This is a genomic window from Neobacillus niacini NBRC 15566 (assembly GCF_001591505.1).
In the GTDB taxonomy this organism is placed as follows: domain Bacteria; phylum Bacillota; class Bacilli; order Bacillales; family Cytobacillaceae; genus Neobacillus; species Neobacillus niacini.
On record NZ_BCVA01000042.1, the window covers coordinates 1 to 18,171 of the forward strand.

Consider the following 18,171-nt stretch of genomic DNA (forward strand, 5'->3'; position numbering starts at 1 on the left):
GTGAACTAATTTCACTTGGGTTTTCATTTTGGTTGCTTTTGAAATCCAGAGAGGTAAAAATATTGCACATTTTTGTCAGAATCGTTAATTAATCAAAGAACGCTTAACCATTATAGTTGAAACATAAATAAAAAAAGGAGGCAACGTTCGTGGAACATAAAGTCATCAAATCGAGTGTACCAGTAAATTATGTTCACAAAAAAATATTTTGGACAGGCCGGAGAAAAGAAAGTTTATTTGGGTGGCTGTTCCTATTACCAGAGATTATTGGAATCTTGTTACTTTATTTATTTCCACTTATATTTTCACTTGTTCTCAGCTTTTCTGAATGGAATCTAGTTGGTGGCTTGTCATCCATACACTTTGCTGGATTCGATAATTTCCTTAAATTATTTCAAGATGAAAAAGTTATTATGGCATTAAGGAATAATTTTTTATTTACCATTTTCACTGTTCCAATTGGAATGTTTCTTGCGATTATATTAGCGGTCATTATTCATACCAAAGTCTACATGTCTAGTTATTTTAAAATTGCGTTTTTTATTCCTTATATTTCATCAATTATAGCAATTGGTGCTGTATGGAGTGCACTATTCCATCCGTCCCTTGGTCCTATTAATCAATTTTTAGCCGGATTAGGGGTCGAAAATCCACCGATGTGGTTAGCAAGTCCGAAAACCTCTTTAATTTCAATCATCATTATTACGATTTGGGCGGGAATTGGTTATCAAATAATTATCTACCTTTCTTCATTATCAAGTATTCCAGAAGAATTATATGAAGCTGCAAGTATCGATGGCGCCTCACAACTTCAACAATTCTTTAAAATAACACTTCCATTGCTTGGACCAACAAATGTCTTTTTATTTATCACATTATTGATTGGTTCGTTTAAGGTATTTGATTTGATTGCCTTTTTAACCCAAGGAGGGCCAAATAACTCTTCAACCGTAATTGTATTCCGTATTTATGAAGAAGGATTCCAACAATTTAATATGGGATATGCATCAGCGATCTCATGGTTACTGTTTATCATAGTAGGAATCATTACATTAATTAGCTGGAAACTGCAAAAACGATTTGTACATTATTAATGGGGGGGAATTAAAATGAAAAAAAAGCTTGATTTTAGTAAGATTTTATTCACAATTGGTATGTTAGTATTATCATTCTTTTTCCTCGTTCCATTAATTTGGATGATGTCGGCAGCATTTAAATTTGAAAAAGATGTAATGGTATTTCCTATTCAGTGGATTCCGAAAGATTGGAATCTAGTTGAAAACTTCAAAGCGGTTTGGATGGCTGAAATTCCTTTTTATAAGTTTTATTTTAACTCTATAAAACTAGCTACCATACAAACATTGTCGACACTAATTTTTTCTTCTATGGCTGCGTTTGCCTTTAGTAAGCTGCAATTTAAAGGCAGGGATTTCGTTTTTGCACTTGTTCTTAGTTTCATGATTATACCGGAACAAGCAACATTGGTACCAAGGTTTCTTTTGATAAAATGGCTTGGACTTTATAATACTCATGAAGGTCTAATCTTGATGGGGTTATTCTCAATCTACTTTACCTTTTTAATGAGGCAATACATGCTTGGAATTTCCAATGAATATATTGAAGCGGCAAAATTAGATGGTGCAGGATACTTTACGATTTATTGGAAATTAATTCTGCCGTTATGCAAACCAATTTTAGCAACAGCTGGTATTATCAAGTTTATTTGGATTTGGAATGACTATCAGGGTCCACTGATCTTCTTAATTAATAAAGAGCTTTATCCAATTACCTTAGGACTGCAATTATTTAAGGATGACTATGCGGATAACTTTGCGGTTCTAATGATGGCTTCATTATCTGCTATTATTCCACTTGTTATTATTTTTATCATTATGCAAAAGCAAGTGATTAAAGGGATTGCTCTTGGCGGTGTAAAAGGTTAAGAAGTGAGAATGAAACTAGTAAAAAAAGTGCACAAACTGTATCAAATTGTGCACGTAAAGAAAAAAGAGCAAGAAGTATAATTTGAAATGTAAACGGTTTTATAAAAATAGAGGGGGATCCAAATGAAATTAAAAAAGAAAGCCACTTTAGCTTTAAGTACCGCATTTCTAGCAATGACTCTACTATCAGCGTGTTCAGGCAGTTCAGAGTCAAATTCAAGTACGAGTGAAAAACCTAAAGACGAAAAAGTAACCATTAAGTATTACAACTGGGATAATGAGGTAATGCAGGCTTCAACGGAAAAATATATTGAACAGTTTGAAAAAGAGAACCCAAATATTGATGTGGAACATGTCTCGCTTGTCCCGGGGAATTCTCTTGAAACGCTAAAAAAGCTGGATGTATTAATGGCCTCAGGTGAATCTATTGATGTCTTTATGACTCCACACATCGACGCGATTTACCAACGTGCTGCGCAAGGTGTAGTTGCACCACTTGATGACCTATATAAAGAAAATAAGCTAAATCCAGAAGAAGAATATTATGTTAATCCTAAGTATGATGGAAAGTATTATGGAATTTTAAACAATATATCAACCAATTTTGTCCTACTTAATAAGGAAGCTTTAGATGAGGCGGGTCTTGAAGTCCCTAAAGCAGGTTGGACATGGGATGAATTTAGTGAATATGCTAAAAAATTAACAAAGGGTGAAGGCACTGAAAAACAGTATGGAGCATACTTCCATAATTGGGGATTATATGCGAATCCAATTGCTCAGGTGCACCTAAAGCATCCATTTATGACCGAAGATGGTAAAACTAATTTCACTGATCCTTCCTATGAATATTTCTTTAATCTAAGACGTCAAATGGAGAAAACAGATAAATCTATTAAACCTTACGCAGATGTAATCGGGGCGAAATTAAACTACCGGACAGAATATTTTAATGGCGACGCAGCAATGCTGTTAACTGGTACATGGATGATTGCAGATACCGGTAATACGGGGCAGTTTCCTCATGAATTCAAAACCGCTTTTGCACCAGTGCCAGTTCATTCAAAAGGTGATAAAAACGAAATTTATATGGGCGGTAACTATTTAGCCATTGGTCAAAGTTCAAAAAACAAAGAAGCTGCATTTAAATTTGCCCGTTTTATTTCTACAAACTTAACAGACGCAAGAACAGAGTTACCAGGTTGGAAAAAAGAAGATGCGAAACCATTAGTTGAAAAATGGATTGCAGGTAAAGAAGATTATTATGATGTAGATTCGCTAATGTCTACTTTATTTGACAGTACGGAAGCTTTACCGGCATCTGATGTTTCCATCACATACGCAGCAGAATTAGATAAAATTTTAGGTGATGGATTTAGTCAGTTTATCCTTGAAGATAAATCTGCAAAAGAAGTTCAAAAGTGGATGGCAGATGAAGCAAATAAAGTAATAAAAGAAAACGAAAAATAAATGTATTTACAAAAGGCTCTCAGGTGGAGGGCCTTTTCTTCCATTTAAAAACTAAATTGAGGTTAATAATGGTTAACCCGATTTTTTAACTAATTTGTTGTAAAATAATAATTGTAAACGTTTTTAATCTTAGTCTATTAAAAGGGTGGCAGGAATGATATGAACAAATTAAGCTATTATCAAAAAATACAGTCATCATTTATTATATTAATCCTGCTCCCAGTATTGGTTATTGCAATTTTGTCTTATAAAACAACAAAGGATAATGTAATAGAAAAAATACAACTATCCAATCGTTCTGTATTGAATTTAGTTTCCAAAGATATCACAAAAATAGTTGATGATTTAAATTATGTTACTCATTTTTATGTAAAAAATGATGAAACTATCCGGACTCTTAGTGATTTTAGCGAAACAGAAAAAATAGAGAGGTATCGGGACTATGATAACTATCAGAAGGTTGTCACTTCCTTTGATTATATATCTATTAAAATGTTAAATTCGGATATTCATATGTTTTTAGTTAATAATAAAGAATTTATCGTTCCTTATTCTGATGGTATCTCAGGTAAAATCGCTTCTTTAACAGTTTTGAAAGATCATTGGAATCGGTTTCAAAGTCGAATAGATGTTAATCAGACCAGTCATTTACAATCCTTGGGTTCGGTTAGTTATTTGAATGAAGATTTTGACTCTTATTACTACTTTAGTCGTGTTATTAAACATCCCCAAAATGGTGCACCTTTAGCGACATTAAATATAGGCATCTCGAATGAATATTTTAAACGACTATTTCAATCCGCCAAGACTGGTAAACTAGCATTATTTGATGAGAATGGAGAGTTGATTGAAGGGGACCCTGCAATATCATATAAGGGCGGGGAACAGAAAAGCGGAGACATTCGAGACGAAATTCTAATACCGATTTCAAAATGGAAGCTTATTCATGAGACCTCTGCTGAAGAAGTAACAGGACAAATTACCAAAAACTTTTTACTAAGTTCGGTTTTAATTGCTCTTTTCTTTTTTATCTTTTTATTCATTTCACTATTAATTGCTAGAAGACTTAATCGTCCTATTCAGAGATTGTCTTTTGTTGCTACCCAGTTTGGTCAGGGAAAACACGATGTCCGGTACATCCCTGACGGCAGAGATGAAATCAACCAATTGGGCAATACCATTAATCATATGTTAGATGAAATAAAAGGGTTAATTGAAAAGATTGAAAAAGAACAAGAAGAAAAAAGGAACATAGAACTTCAGGCATTATTCGCTCAAATACGGCCGCATTTTTTGATTAACACCTTAAATTCTATCAAATGCAGCTTATTTATAAATAATGACAATGAACATGCTGAAAAAATAAACGCCTTAATGAGTTTATTAAGAGCTTATATGAAAATAGATGAACCATCTACGATTGAAAGTGAATGCAAACTGTTATTTTATTATATAGAAATCATGAAGATGAGAACAGAAGTGAATGTACAATTGAAAGTTGAAGTGGAGGATCAAGTTAAAGATAGTAGCTTACCGAAATTATTACTTCAACCCTTTATAGAAAATGCCATTGTTCATGGATTTTCAGAAAAAACAGATGGAGAAATAACCATCCGAGCCAGCAAAAAGGATCAATGGATTTTAATCATGATAAGTGATAATGGAAAAGGGATGAGTGAAAATCAACTTTTAGAGTTAAATAAAATGTTAAAGATTGATGAGGAAGAAACTTCATATAATCGAGTTGGTTTGATGAATATTGCTAAGAGACTAAAGCTTTATTATGGTTCCAATACCGATATTGAACTGCAGCAAAATGAAAATGGAGGTATATCGATTGTTATTCAAATTCCGTTTGGTACAGATAAGGAAGGTGAGAAATAGATGATTAATATTATGCTGGTTGATGATGATGTACCAATGATTAAATATCTGCAACAACTAATCGATTGGGACGAACATGGCTTAAATGTTGTAGGCACTTCCTATTCAAGTGTAAAAGCCTTAGAAATGTTTAAACAGTATAAACCTGATTTGGTGATTTCGGATATTGGATTACCACAAATGAATGGTCTTGAACTAGCTGCGGAATTTAAACAAATCAAACCAGATGTTAGAATGATTTTTTTAACCTGCCATGAGGATTTCCATTATGCGCAAAAAGCCATTCAGTTAAATGCCGATCATTATTTGATTAAGGATGAGTTAACGAAAGAGCAGCTCGAAGAAAGCTTGAAAAATTCTATTAATAAAATTATAGAATCGTCTGTTAGTGTAGAAGGTTTATCCTATAAGGAGATACTCAACCGGAACATTGAAATATTGAAACATTCGTTATTCGACCGTCTTATTAAAAGAGATGCACCGGAAATGTTAATCCAGTTTGCAAACAAACTTGATATTAGTTGGCAATATCCTTCGTTTATTTTAGGGACGGGCCACTTATCCTTATCAACATTTATGGAAAAGTATTCCTTCCAAGATCTGTCGATAATTAAATATGGATTTTATAATATCGCTTGTGATATTGCGAAAAAATATCATGGTTTCACATTCTTTAATGAGGAAGAATCCATTGTTTTTGTTTACAACTTTCGCCAAAATATAAAATTTGATCATCATCGGTATATTCAATCTTTATTAATGGAGATACAAGAGAAAATAATTGAATTGTTAGGTCTGGAGATTTCTTTTATCTATTACCGTCAATCGTATGAGATAAAAAATGTTGGATTAGTTTTCCAACAGATGATTCACAATCGATATCGTTTTTTTTATAATACTATACCGATTTTGAATTGGGATAAGGAGACCAAACAACGTGCTTTTTGCCCCATCAGCCGGCTGCTGGATAATGAAATGAATGAACTTGTTATTGCTGTAAAAGAAAAAGACAGTAATAAAGTTAATGAAATTCTTTCAAATATCACTGAAACCGCCTTAGAAAAACAACTTGACCCTGAAGAGTTGAAAAAGGTAATGGCACGGAGAATCCGTTTAATTGAATTACAGTTTACTGAAACGGGAAATGAAGAGTTTTATTCGTTTCTTGAGGAGTGCATTAGACTAAGTGATGTAGTAAGACTTATAGAAAACAAGCTTACACAGCTTATACTATCGAATAGTAACAAAGGTAGAGCACGCAGCAGCGAGCCAAAGTTACAAGAGATTGACCAATATATTGTTCAGAATCTTTCGGAAAATGTTACCTCTACAGATGTGGCCGCCCATTTATATTTGAATCCGAGTTACTTCTCCCGTTATTTTAAACGATTAACCGGCGAAAACTTTACAGATTATGCTCATCGATTTAAAATCGGTGTTGCCGCGAAAATCCTTGAACAAACGGGAGAATCAGTAGAAGAGGTTGCCATAAAATGCGGCTATTCAGATCGAACCTATTTTTCGAAAGTATTTAAAAAGTATACGAAAATGACACCGAGAGAGTATCGAGCAAAGATACATTATTAATATATTAACAGGCAACTCCCTTTGGGAAGTTGCCTGTTTTTTCTGTAATGATTAACCAAGTAGAATGTGCGTGCGGGTGTTAAGTAAAATTAATGTGAGGTGCCACATCTTTTCAGTCCCAAGGTTTATTATTTAGGCTGAACCCTGCTGTTATACTTTGACCCATTGCTCCTCTAACATCAATCACCAGCTTGGTTTTAGCTGGACTGATTTTCTGTATTTGAATTCTAGGGTCTACAAAGATAGAAGACTTAATATTATAATCTAATTCTATCTCGATAATATCCTGCTTATGAGTAGGGTCACTTACCGCTATTTGAATCATATTACCCGGTATTTCTTTGAACATGACTGATGCTTTCTGATAGCTAGTAAGTTTATCAATGGTTATTTTTTCGTTTTCCCAAAAGTTAACACCAATGATGTTTAATTTCTTTTCTTTTACAGCCTGAACTTTTTCACTATTAGCTAAAACCTTAATGTCTGGATTCTCTGAGTATTTCGCCGTCTCTTCTTTTGATTTGTTTGGCAGAAGAACGTAGGAGTAGGTTCCGTTATTAGGATTTACTCCGTGATTGATGCTCATTTTCATATAGTTTCTTGTGATCAATTGTTCTGAGCCAGTTGTATTAATGTCTTTCCAAGAGCCGGTTCTAGCTTCTCTATGGAATTTTACGTCAGCGGTTTCTGGGAAGTAATAGCCAATATCGCTTCCTTTTGCATTTCCACTTAAATGTGCCCAGTTAACGCCTTCTTTTTCTTCCGTCCAGCCCAGTTTAGATGGCATTTGTTGATGATCGACATACAGTGCATTATTTCCATTGTCTAGTAACTTTCTATTTTCGACAATGGTTTCAATTGGACGTCCGTCATTACTCTGAATATCCGACCCAAGTGCAACGATTTCATTATCAAACATAAACCATGATTTTTTCCCTTTTAAGGTCATACCGTAAATACTTTGGTCTAGGAACATTCCGTTTGTCCCATATAGCCCTTCGATTGTACTGCCGCCAACCCAGGATTGAGGGGAAGTCTTTCCTGTACCTGCGCCTACGGGCAGTTGTTTTGTTGCATCAACCGTAGTACCTGGCAAACGATAGGAATCAACGGTTGGCCAGAAATCACCGCTATATTGCTGTAAATCATTATTGTATATATAGGTCATGCCTGAACCGGTATAAAACCCTTTTGTGTTTTCACCATTCATATTTCCTTCATAGGCACCAATCCGGTTAGAGTACATACTAATTCCAAAAACATATCCCGGTCTTCTATGAACGACCCTGTCCATGTTCGCAAAGTTATAGTGGCCGATTAGTTCTCCTCTTGGCTGAATACTAGAATCATTCATAATCTTATTTGCCATGGTAATAACAGGAATACGACTGAAGCGTTCAATCAGGTTGACGGAATCATTGGAAGATATCCAATATTTCACCATGCTTTCAAACTTTGACTTATACTCCTTTGGTGCAAATTCCATATACTGAATGATTCTCTCCATTGCCCCGGTGCCATGGCCGATATCTTGGACATTTCCTCTTGAGATGGCACGGCCATTTACCATATCCATCATTAGTCCGCGATAAATAACCGGTTGAAATGCATCCAAAATCATGTCGTATATATTGTTTAAATCTTCTTCATTTAATGTAAACGAACTATTGTCCAACAAATAAATCATATCTACCATAGATCCTATCAGTACAACACCATATGTTCCTGTATAGGCGATATTGTTATGGTCCACAAATGAACCATCAGAATAGAGTCCGTTTCCTGTCCCTGATTTTTTTATTTCAATCAATGGGAAATGATTCCGGCCGGCGATAACTCTTGCTTTTTCTTTCGAAATAATACCTTGGACTGCTGCGACTTTTGTTAAATCAACAAGATTTGCCCCTGTTGCTTCAACAATCCAGGTTGCTCCGCCTACTCCATAATAATGGGTTGGTCTTGGAACATAAGTTTTGATGGAATTCATATATTCGGCTAATTGTTCATCGCTTAAATATTCATATAATACGGCTGTAATATCATTGAGAAGTTGTGGCGAACCAATTTGCCAATCCCACCAATTGTTATAGTGGTTACCGTTATAACGGTTTTCGACCATCCAATCCAATGCCTTGATGATATCTTTCAAAAGTTCCGGATTACCTTGCAGTTCGGAACCTTTCGTGGAATAGGCACTAGTTAATGTCTTTAAATTTCTAAAATTGGTTGTTACATCTGCAGAATTTGTATTACTGGATGCATTCTCCCAGATGTATGTCCGGTCTGCACTATTATTCATATTCGCCCATAGTACTTTCGCATCTTCTGACAGTTTGTCAATTTTATGTTTTATCAGAGGGTTAGCTAAATCAATATAGGTATTCTGAATAACATAGTTAGCCCATTTCTTTCTCATCTGATCGTATTCGTCTTCTTCATACTGATCTACTACTATAGTAGCGGAGGCTTGATGGTTTCCATCCACTGTTGTTGCTGTAATGACAGCACTCCCCGGCTGCAAAGCCTGTATTACTCCACCATTGACTTTTACAATGTTTTCATTCGAAGAACTCCAGACTACCTGATGGTTGCTTGCATAAGAAGGTGATATGGTTGGAGTTAAAATTGTCCCATTGCCCTCATTTAGACGAACCTGACTGTGATCTAAAGAGATTCCTGTTACAGGGATATCTCCTTCAAAGATTGTAACGGTGGCTGTGGCATTAATGGTGGGATCGTTCTTAGAACGAACCGTAATTACGGCATCACCACTGGAAAGGCCAGTAACCTTTCCATTCTCCACACTTGCTACCGCTTCATTACTTGAGGACTATTCAACTTCTTGGAAGGTTGTGTTCTTAGGATTAAGGGTATAGTTAAGTTCAGAACTCTCTCCCTTAGGAATAGCGAGAGATTCAGGGGCCATGGTAATACTTTCGAGTGAAACAACTTCAGGTTTCATGCTCAAAGAATCCACCCAAATGGTTCCTGTTGAGCCATTACCTGCTGATACTTGTCCCGTAATAAGAATCACTCTGACATGATTCGTATCACTGCGTGTCGTGATGGATCCGGATAAGTTCACCCAATCAGATTCCCCGCTGTGATTTTTAATAAATGCAAGATCATTTCTTGCCAAAACGGTACTATCCTTTAATTGTTCTACCCGAAGAGTAACTGCGTTTTTCGAGCTATGAGGTGTTTGAATATCCTTTGTTTTGACTTTGGCATTAAAATGATAGATACTGTTTGGATTTACAGGGATGGAACTATAATATTGGAAAAAACCTACGGTCTTATTTAAATCTATTTGAACCATATTTTTTTCCTGGTCTTGGATGAGTTTTGCCTGTGGGTTTGCGCCCCCTGAGTTTGCCCAATTACGCAAATCCCAATTGGCTGGCTTTTGTCCATTTTCCCACATAGAAGCAAAGTTCCCTGCAGCTTCACTTTCGTCTAACTCATTATTTTTTAAGAGTTCTTCAAGGCTGACATCGGAATTTAGATTAGAAGGTGTTTCACTGTTTGCGATGGCAGCGTTTTCAATAAGTGGTATAGATAAAGGTACGATTAAGCAGATAACCAATACTAAATTTAATATTTTCCTCATTAATTCCTCTCCTCGAAAAAAATTAATACTGCTCCTATTAACTCTTTTTATCAACACAAGTCAATGTAACATCCAGTTTTTTTATCTGCCTCCTTTGCAAAAAGCTTTGGTGTAAAACAAATTAAAATTTCATGACCCCCTCCTAGTAACCGGTTAATAACTAATGTTAGTACTTAATCTAGTAACATATGGATGAAAATTTTTACCCATAAGAGAAGAATTTTGACAGAATCTTTTGACACCAAACATGTTGGTAGAACCTAAATGAAATTTCGAGGTAAAAATTGTGCACATTTTACTGTAAATCAGACATATTTCTTTGTTTCTTTTTCTTTTAGACTAAAAACAAAAGGCTAGTAGATATAGTTTAGGAATTGATTAAGGCTAAAAGATTAGGAGAATGTATTCATGTGGAAATTAGCGATTGAAGATGCAGTTAAAAAAACAAGAAAGAATATTGACCGTTTCGGTGAGTTATTCCCGCATGTCAGCATGGATGGTAAAAAATATGAGTTAAACGATAATGACGATTGGACAGATGGCTTTTGGTCAGGCATGCTGTGGATGTGCTATGAATATTCTAATGATCCAATATTTAATGTCAAGGCACAAAAAACGGTTGAAAGCTTTCAAAAACGCTTAAATAACAATATTGTTCTCAATCATCACGACATTGGGTTTTTGTATTCGCTTTCTTCCAAAGCCCAATGGATGATACAAAAAAATGAATCAGCGAGAGAACTAACTTTGCAGGCTGCAGATAAGCTGCTTAGCCGTTGGCGTGAGAAAGGTCAGTATTTGCAGGCGTGGGGGCTAAAAAACGATGAAATAGAAGGCGGACGAATCATTATTGATTGTCTGCTTAATCTCCCAATTCTCTATTGGGCTAGTGAACAAACAGGGGATCCTAAATATCGTGATGTTGCGGAAGCTCAAGCGGAAAAAAGCAGAACCTATCTTGTTCGCGGTGATGATAGTTCTTATCATACGTTTTTCTTTAATCAAGAAACAGGTGAGCCTATCGGAGGAGCAACCCACCAAGGATATACAAATGGGTCGACTTGGACACGCGGCCAGGCTTGGGGAATCTATGGATTTGCCCTTTCCTATCACTCTACAAAAAAATTAGTTTATTTAGAAACAGCAAAAAGAATGGCGAAATATTTTATTGAACATTTACCAGAAGATTATGTTCCCTATTGGGACTTTTATGCGCCTATTAATGACAATACACCTCGTGATAGTTCAGCCGCATCCATTGCTGTGTGTGGTCTTATCGAAATAATCCGTTATTTAAAGGAAGACGATCCAAACGCAGCATATTTTGAAGCAGCGATTCAAAGGATGATGAAATCACTTGTAGAAAACTACTCAACGATTAATGAAAAAGATGCGGAAGGGCTCCTAAAACATGGTTCCTATCATGTTCGGGGGAATCTCGCAATCGATGATTATATGATATGGGGAGATTACTTTTATCTTGAGGCTTTAATGCGTTTAGAGAAGAATCATAAAGGATATTGGTACGAATAACTATCCACAAACAGAGGGGGATAAATCGAATGAGCACACTGATAAACTTACTCAATTTAGACAATCCTATTCTTCTGCCTGTAAAGCAGGCGTTTAAGGAGTACAAACTCAGGGACTCTCTTCGTTTCTATCATAGTTATTTTCTAAATAGAGTCAATCCCAAGCTTTATTTTCACCATCATGAAATAGAAGGTCTTGTGAAACAGGTAAACAAGCATTATCCAGAAGCCGTTGAACGGGTATGGGCTGTAGCTGAACAAGTAGTCAATCGGGTGATTGTATTTCAAGAAGCATGGGATATGGAACGGTCAAATATTCCTGTCACATTCAAAGGAAAAATCGATTGGACCTATATCCCATCTGAAGATCCTGAATGGACGTATATGTGTTAAATAGGCATCGTTTTTTTATTCCGCTTGGTCAAGCATACCTATTAACAGGGGATGAACGGTATGCTAAAAGCTTCTGTGAACTGCTCTCGGACTGGATTGATTCCAATCCTAAACAATCAAATTTGACTACCCTGACATGGCGAACCATTGATGCAGGCATAAGGAGCGGCAACTGGATAAAAGCCTATGATTATTTTAAAAATAGTCCCCATTTTACTACCGAGATTTTTGAAAAAATGCTTCTTTCTCTATATGAACATGCTGAATATCTTGCCGATGAATTTTCGAATTGGAAAGCGATTAGTAACTGGGGTGTCATTGAGAACAAAGCTTTATTTGAACTATCAATTTTTTTACACGAATTAAATCAGGCAAGCATTTGGCAAAATCTAAGTTTAGAGCGATTAAAGGAGACTGCACGTCTCCAAATTATGAAAGATGGTATGCATTGGGAGCAGTCACCAATGTATCATAACGAAGTTCTTTTATGTTATTTAAAAACGGTTCACCTTAGTAAAAACAATGGAATTGATATCGATCCATTAATAATAGAGGCAGCAAGAAAAATGGCTTATGCAGATGTTTTCATGGCTAAACCTAATCATCATCAGCCGATGAAGGGGGATAGTGACAGTTTCGACCTGAGGGATATTCTTACTCGGGCGGCTATCCTATTAAGGGATCCCTTTTTAAAGTTCAGAGGTTTCCCAGCAATCGATTTTGAGAACTTTTGGGAGTTTGGGTTAGAGGGTATAGACATTTACGATAAGCTTCCTGCTGAGAAACCAACAGATCTTTCCGTTGGATTTGAGGATTCTGGGAACTTTTTTATGCGCTCCGGTTGGGAAGAAGATGCCCTATATTTGTATTTTCACTGTGGACAGTTAGGTGGCGGCCATGGACACTCGGATCTTTTTCATATAGACGTTCATGCCTACGGAAAAGAATTTTTAACAGACCCCGGCAGATTTAATTATAGCGATCGTTATCCCTTAAGAAGGGAATTAAATAGTGCCAAGGCTCATAATACCTCTCTCGTGGATGGAGTAGAATTTACGGAATGTAAGGACACTTGGGGCTTTGGTAGGATTGCAGTCCCGCTCATGACGAAGTGGACTAGCAATGAACAGTTTGATTATGTAGAAGGCAGTCATGATGGTTACCTTCATTTAGACGACCCGGTTTATACCCGAAGAAGAATTGTTTTTGTAAAGCCGTATTACTGGCTGCTGGTGGATGAGTTTGACTGTAAAGGTGAACATATCTTTTCCCAGAGCTTTCAATTTTCACCTGGTGAAATCGAGTTGAAAAAATCCACAAAAAGCTGTTTTACAGTAAATAGAGATGAAGCAAATCTCCATCTCATTCCGATTAGCCCAACTACAGTTACAGCTGTAATGAAGGAGGGGAATATCTCGTATGAATACAATCAGTTTGAAAAAAACATCAGTGTTCACTATGAAACCAAATCAACTGGCCCGACGGCTTTGATGCAGCTTATATATCCACAAAGACCAGCCGAAAAAGATATCCCATCTGTGAAAACAGTTGAAGTTTATGATTTGTTTGGAGACATCGTTGATCGGAAAGATGCACAAGCATTTAGAATTTTTTTACCTCATCTGGAAGAGGAGCATTTAATTATCGTATGTCATAAAAAGCCTTCCCTACACCGAATGTCTTATTGTATTGACGGGACTCAGATATTTGGCGAGATTGTTCTCATCAAAAGAAAAGGTATAGAGGAAGAAGTGATTCTCATTAAATAGTACTAGCATGAGGGAAAGATTTAACCGAAAAGGAGGAGTGGTAATGATGGAAATGAAGGGAATGCTTTCAGGGATATATCGAGTTTCAGAAAAAGTCATGCTGATTGCCTATACAAACATTTTATGGATCTTGTTTTCACTGCTCGGGTTTGTGCTAATTGGTATCATGCCTGCAACAGCTGCTATGTTTGCCGTCATGAGGAAGATGATTATGGAAGAGGAAGAGGAACAGATACCAATTTTTAGTTTGTTTTGGAATAAATATAAGCAAGAATTTGTGAATGCAAATCTTTACGGTTACTTATTTTTACTTATTGTTGTTGTTTTTTTACTGGATGTAATGTTATTTCAATCCTTAGATGGATGGGTATTTATCTTTCTGACAATCTTAGCTGCCGGATTATTGCTGGTATGTTTAGCCATTGTCCTTTATTTCATACCACTTTATGTTCATTATGACTTATCATTCTTTCAATATATAAAAACAGCATTCTTATTAACTTTTACACACCCAATCCAAACATTTATCATGATTGCTTCCGGTGCGGTCATCGGATTCATCTTATTGATGCTTCCTGGCTCATTATTTTTCTTTAGCGGAAGCTTGTTTTGTTTTATTTTAACGAAGATAGCTTTGAAGGTATTTGCTCAGGTAGAAGAACAAAAAAAGCTATTAGGAAGGGAGAGCGAGTATGGCCAGTATTCAATTTGATAAAAACAGCTGGATCATTGATGGGAATCGCGTTTTTATCAAATCGGCAGCAGTTCACTATTTCCGCCTGCCGCGTGCAGAGTGGGATGAACTGTTAAATAAAGTAAAAAAAGCAGGCTGTAATTGTATTGAAACCTATATTCCTTGGAATTGGTATGAGGAAGCTGAGGGTGTATGGGACTTTTCAGACGATAAAGATTTGGGAACTTTTCTAAAGAAGTGTGAAGAAAGAAATCTGTATGTCATTCTGCGGCCGGGGCCATACATTTGTGCGGAATGGGATTTTGGTGGTCTGCCATGGTGGCTGAGTTCCAAGGAAAACATGAAATACCGCTGTTATTATGAACCATTTTTACATTATGTAGATCGGTATTTTGACGAATTAGTACCGCGGGTCCTTCCCCATTTGATCACGAATGCAGGTACAGTCATTATGGTTCAAGTCGAAAATGAGTTTCAAGCACTTGGAAAACCTGATAAAAAGTATATGGAATATTTACGAGACGGACTCATTACAAGAGGAATTAATGTTCCATTAGTAACTTGTTATGGCGGTGTTGAAGGCGCAGTTGAGTTTCGGAACTTTTGGTCTCATGTAGAGGAACATGCAAAAATGTTAGATGAAAGATTTGATGGCCAGCCAAAAGGAGTTCTTGAATTTTGGGTCGGTTGGTTTGAACAATGGGGCGGGCCGAAAGCAAATCAAAAGACAGCAGGTATGTTAGAAAAAACGTTATATGAATTGCTGCGTGAAGGGTTTACAGCAATCAATTATTATATGTTTTTCGGAGGAACGAATTTCGATCATTGGGGCGGGCGTACGATTGGTGAACATACATTTATGATTACATCGTACGATTATGCTGCCCCCCTAACGGAGTTTTTGCAAGAAACACCAAAGTATCAGGTAATTAAACGAGTTCACAGCTTTATTGATTGGGTCGAACCGGTATTAACAAATCCTGGGAGTGTTGAAGAGTGTACCGCACTGCCTAAAGGGCTGCAAGGCAAAACAGTACAGAGTAAAGCTGGGAGTATTACATTTCTTACCAATTTGAAATCTGAACGTGCAATTCACAAAGTCTATAACCCAGAGGACCAATATCAACTAACTATTACTATTGAGCCAGATGCAATTTTACCTGTCATAAAGAATATAAAAGCAGGACGATTAGCAGGCAAAACAGTAAAGATTTTAGCACTTTCTGGATATACAACTGGTTTTTCAAATAATATCGGTACGGTCTATCATGAAACGGGGCAGCAATCCTCACTGGCTTTACAAGTTAAAAATGATGATGAACTTTCAATTTCCTGCCCATATCCGCAGCGTTACGAAAAGCTAGGCAGTGGAAAATTGCAATTTACATTCTTTCATGGGTCAAAACCGCAGGTGGTTTCAATTAAGAATGGTAAGAATGAGTGTTTTGAAATCGTCGTGAATGATCGAAAGACGGTGGAGGAGAATGACGAAATCTTTGCTGATAAAGGGGAGGTTACATTTGCATTTACAGATTGGTACCAGGCCCCAGAAAAAATCGATGAGTCTTTAGGAAGGGATTCAAATAAACCGCTGGACTTTAGTTCATTTGGACAATGGAGTGGATATTTATCGTACACAGCACAATTTGAATCTAAGGAAACTTGTCAAAAAACATTAATCCTACCGAGAATTGAAGATCCAGCACGAGTATTCCTTAATAATCAATATATAGGACTTGTGAATGATTTAGGGGCTGCCTCTATCGAACTTCCTGTTGAAAAAGGTATTAATAGTATCCGCTTTATGGTTCAAAATATGGGTCGTTACAATTTCACCCAGGCTTTAGGGGAACCGAAGGGAATAAGTGAGTCACCAAGTCTTGATGGACGGGTTGTTGACTTATTAGATGGCTGGAAAGTGGAGGGGATCGGTAAGACACATTCATTAAGAAATGTTCCGGAAATTGAGGGGAGAATTTCTTTTTTGAAGGAATTTGTCAATGATCAAGGCTACGATAAAGCCGTCCTTGTTGGAGAGGGTCTTCAAAGGTTGCGCTTGAATGACGGAATGCCAGTCATGCTCATAACGAACGAAACTGCATGGAATCGTTTCGATGCACCATATGGTGTGGCTGATGTAGGTCATCTTTTACATGATGGCTTTAACGAATTTGAATTTGATGGGCAGGGGCTCAAAGGAATTTCGAAATTAAAGCTTTATTTATACAATGAAGAAAAACAGATAAATCATTGGAAAATACAAAGCACTGCTCTTTTAAACGAACCAAAAGAATGGAAAAGGATTGATCATTTACTAAATCATGACCAGGTCAGACCATGTTGGTATAAAAACACCTTTACAACATCACTGCAATCTAGTGATAAGGATGTAAAAGTGAAGATACGTCTAGATGGGTTATCAAAAGGGACTTTCTGGGTGAATGGTTTTTGTTTAGGACGATATTGGCAAATCGGACCTCAGGAAGAATATAAAATCCCTGCTAGTATTTTAAAACAGGAAAACGAATTGATTATCTTTGATGAGGAAGGCTGCTCACCACATTTAGTAAATTTGGAAGCTTTCTAATTGATAGGAATAATGTTGATAAAACCGATGATTTAACTAACGGAATAATAGTTGCCTTTGCATGTTTAACAAACTTTGATCCATTTTTCTCCTTTATCTTTATTCTAGCCTTGGGAGTAGACTATAGTATAATCTTGATGATGTGTTTTAGGGAATACACACATATGCCACAGAGTGAGGCCATTGTGCTAGCTTCTAAACATGTAGGCGGTGTCATTATAGCAGCAGTCATCATCCTTGGAGGCACATTTGCCACACTTATGCCTTCTGGATTGTTACTGTTATCTGAATTGGCGTTAGCAGTTATTACAGGACTGGTTGTGCTATGCTTTGTACTTCTGCCAATCTTTTTACCAGCAATGATTGCTCTGCCAAGTGCGTTAACAAATTTATCATCTAGAAAAAAGGAAGCACAAGTAAGAATGGAGAATAACGTAATATAAATAACCTTTTTCAAAAAAAGATGTTAGGTAAGCCCGACAGAATTGGTCTGTCGGGCTACTTTTATAGGAGAACATTAAAATCAAATATTCATAAGTTTTCATTTATTAGACCATTGGTGTTTTTTTACCGACGTTAAATGATTATATTGAGAAATAGTTAAAATAAAAGGAAATTATTTAAAAGAGAAGGATTCATTCTGTTCTTGTGCTAAATCATGAATACCCGATTTGTATACCAAACATCTTTATAAAAATATTTCGC

At 36.4% G+C, this 18,171-nt stretch carries 13 protein-coding genes; 11 read left to right on the top strand and 2 right to left on the bottom strand.

Annotated elements, in window-relative coordinates; all coding sequences use genetic code 11:
- Positions 1-149 precede the first annotated feature (149 nt).
- From BANA01_RS22750 to BANA01_RS22770, 5 genes are all read left to right on the top strand, one after another.
- A complete protein-coding gene (locus tag BANA01_RS22750; RefSeq protein ID WP_052106390.1) occupies positions 150-1,094 on the top strand; it encodes a carbohydrate ABC transporter permease in 945 nt (314 codons plus the stop codon).
- A gap of 15 nt (positions 1,095-1,109) precedes the next feature.
- Complete coding sequence (locus tag BANA01_RS22755; protein WP_034675606.1) at positions 1,110-1,943, top strand: carbohydrate ABC transporter permease; 834 nt, start codon at positions 1,110-1,112, stop codon at positions 1,941-1,943.
- Positions 1,944-2,066: 123 nt separating this feature from the next.
- On the top strand, positions 2,067-3,410 hold the full coding sequence (locus BANA01_RS22760) for an ABC transporter substrate-binding protein (RefSeq protein WP_052106389.1): 1,344 nt from the start codon (positions 2,067-2,069) through the stop codon (positions 3,408-3,410).
- A 159-nt stretch (positions 3,411-3,569) separates the two neighbouring features.
- Complete coding sequence (locus tag BANA01_RS22765) at positions 3,570-5,294, top strand: sensor histidine kinase (RefSeq protein WP_034675600.1); 1,725 nt, start codon at positions 3,570-3,572, stop codon at positions 5,292-5,294.
- Positions 5,295-6,881: a response regulator transcription factor gene (locus BANA01_RS22770; RefSeq protein ID WP_063254854.1), complete on the top strand. Its 1,587-nt coding sequence runs from the start codon at positions 5,295-5,297 to the stop codon at positions 6,879-6,881.
- Positions 6,882-6,993: 112 nt separating this feature from the next.
- On the opposite strand, the gene BANA01_RS22775 is transcribed toward BANA01_RS22770, so the two are convergent.
- Positions 6,994-9,684 carry a polysaccharide lyase family 8 super-sandwich domain-containing protein gene (locus BANA01_RS22775; RefSeq protein ID WP_052106387.1) on the bottom strand — a complete coding sequence of 897 codons (2,691 nt, stop codon included), beginning with the start codon at positions 9,682-9,684 and terminating at the stop codon, positions 6,994-6,996.
- Between the two features lie 27 nt (positions 9,685-9,711).
- Positions 9,712-10,491: a hypothetical protein gene (locus BANA01_RS22780; protein WP_052106386.1), complete on the bottom strand. Its 780-nt coding sequence runs from the start codon at positions 10,489-10,491 to the stop codon at positions 9,712-9,714.
- Between the two features lie 408 nt (positions 10,492-10,899).
- Between BANA01_RS22780 and BANA01_RS22785 the strand changes: the two genes are divergently transcribed.
- The 6 genes from BANA01_RS22785 to BANA01_RS29265 are packed head-to-tail and all read left to right on the top strand — an operon-like array spanning position 10,900 to position 17,909.
- Positions 10,900-12,024: a glycoside hydrolase family 88 protein gene (locus BANA01_RS22785; RefSeq protein ID WP_034675585.1), complete on the top strand. Its 1,125-nt coding sequence runs from the start codon at positions 10,900-10,902 to the stop codon at positions 12,022-12,024.
- A 29-nt stretch (positions 12,025-12,053) separates the two neighbouring features.
- On the top strand, positions 12,054-12,416 hold the full coding sequence (locus BANA01_RS22790; RefSeq protein ID WP_052106385.1) for a heparinase II/III family protein: 363 nt from the start codon (positions 12,054-12,056) through the stop codon (positions 12,414-12,416).
- Positions 12,398-14,185: an alginate lyase family protein gene (locus BANA01_RS22795; RefSeq protein WP_052106384.1), complete on the top strand. Its 1,788-nt coding sequence runs from the start codon at positions 12,398-12,400 to the stop codon at positions 14,183-14,185. Before BANA01_RS22790 ends, BANA01_RS22795 begins: the two co-directional genes overlap by 19 nt.
- A 43-nt stretch (positions 14,186-14,228) precedes the next feature.
- Positions 14,229-14,897, top strand: a complete 669-nt coding sequence (locus BANA01_RS22800; RefSeq protein ID WP_034675582.1) for a YesL family protein — start codon at positions 14,229-14,231, stop codon at positions 14,895-14,897.
- Positions 14,878-17,466 (top strand): beta-galactosidase, encoded by a 2,589-nt coding sequence (locus BANA01_RS22805; RefSeq protein ID WP_034675580.1) that lies wholly within the window; start codon positions 14,878-14,880, stop codon positions 17,464-17,466. Before BANA01_RS22800 ends, BANA01_RS22805 begins: the two co-directional genes overlap by 20 nt.
- A gap of 47 nt (positions 17,467-17,513) precedes the next feature.
- Positions 17,514-17,909 carry an MMPL family transporter gene (locus BANA01_RS29265; protein WP_268875109.1) on the top strand — a complete coding sequence of 132 codons (396 nt, stop codon included), beginning with the start codon at positions 17,514-17,516 and terminating at the stop codon, positions 17,907-17,909.
- The last annotated feature ends 262 nt before the right edge of the window (positions 17,910-18,171 follow it).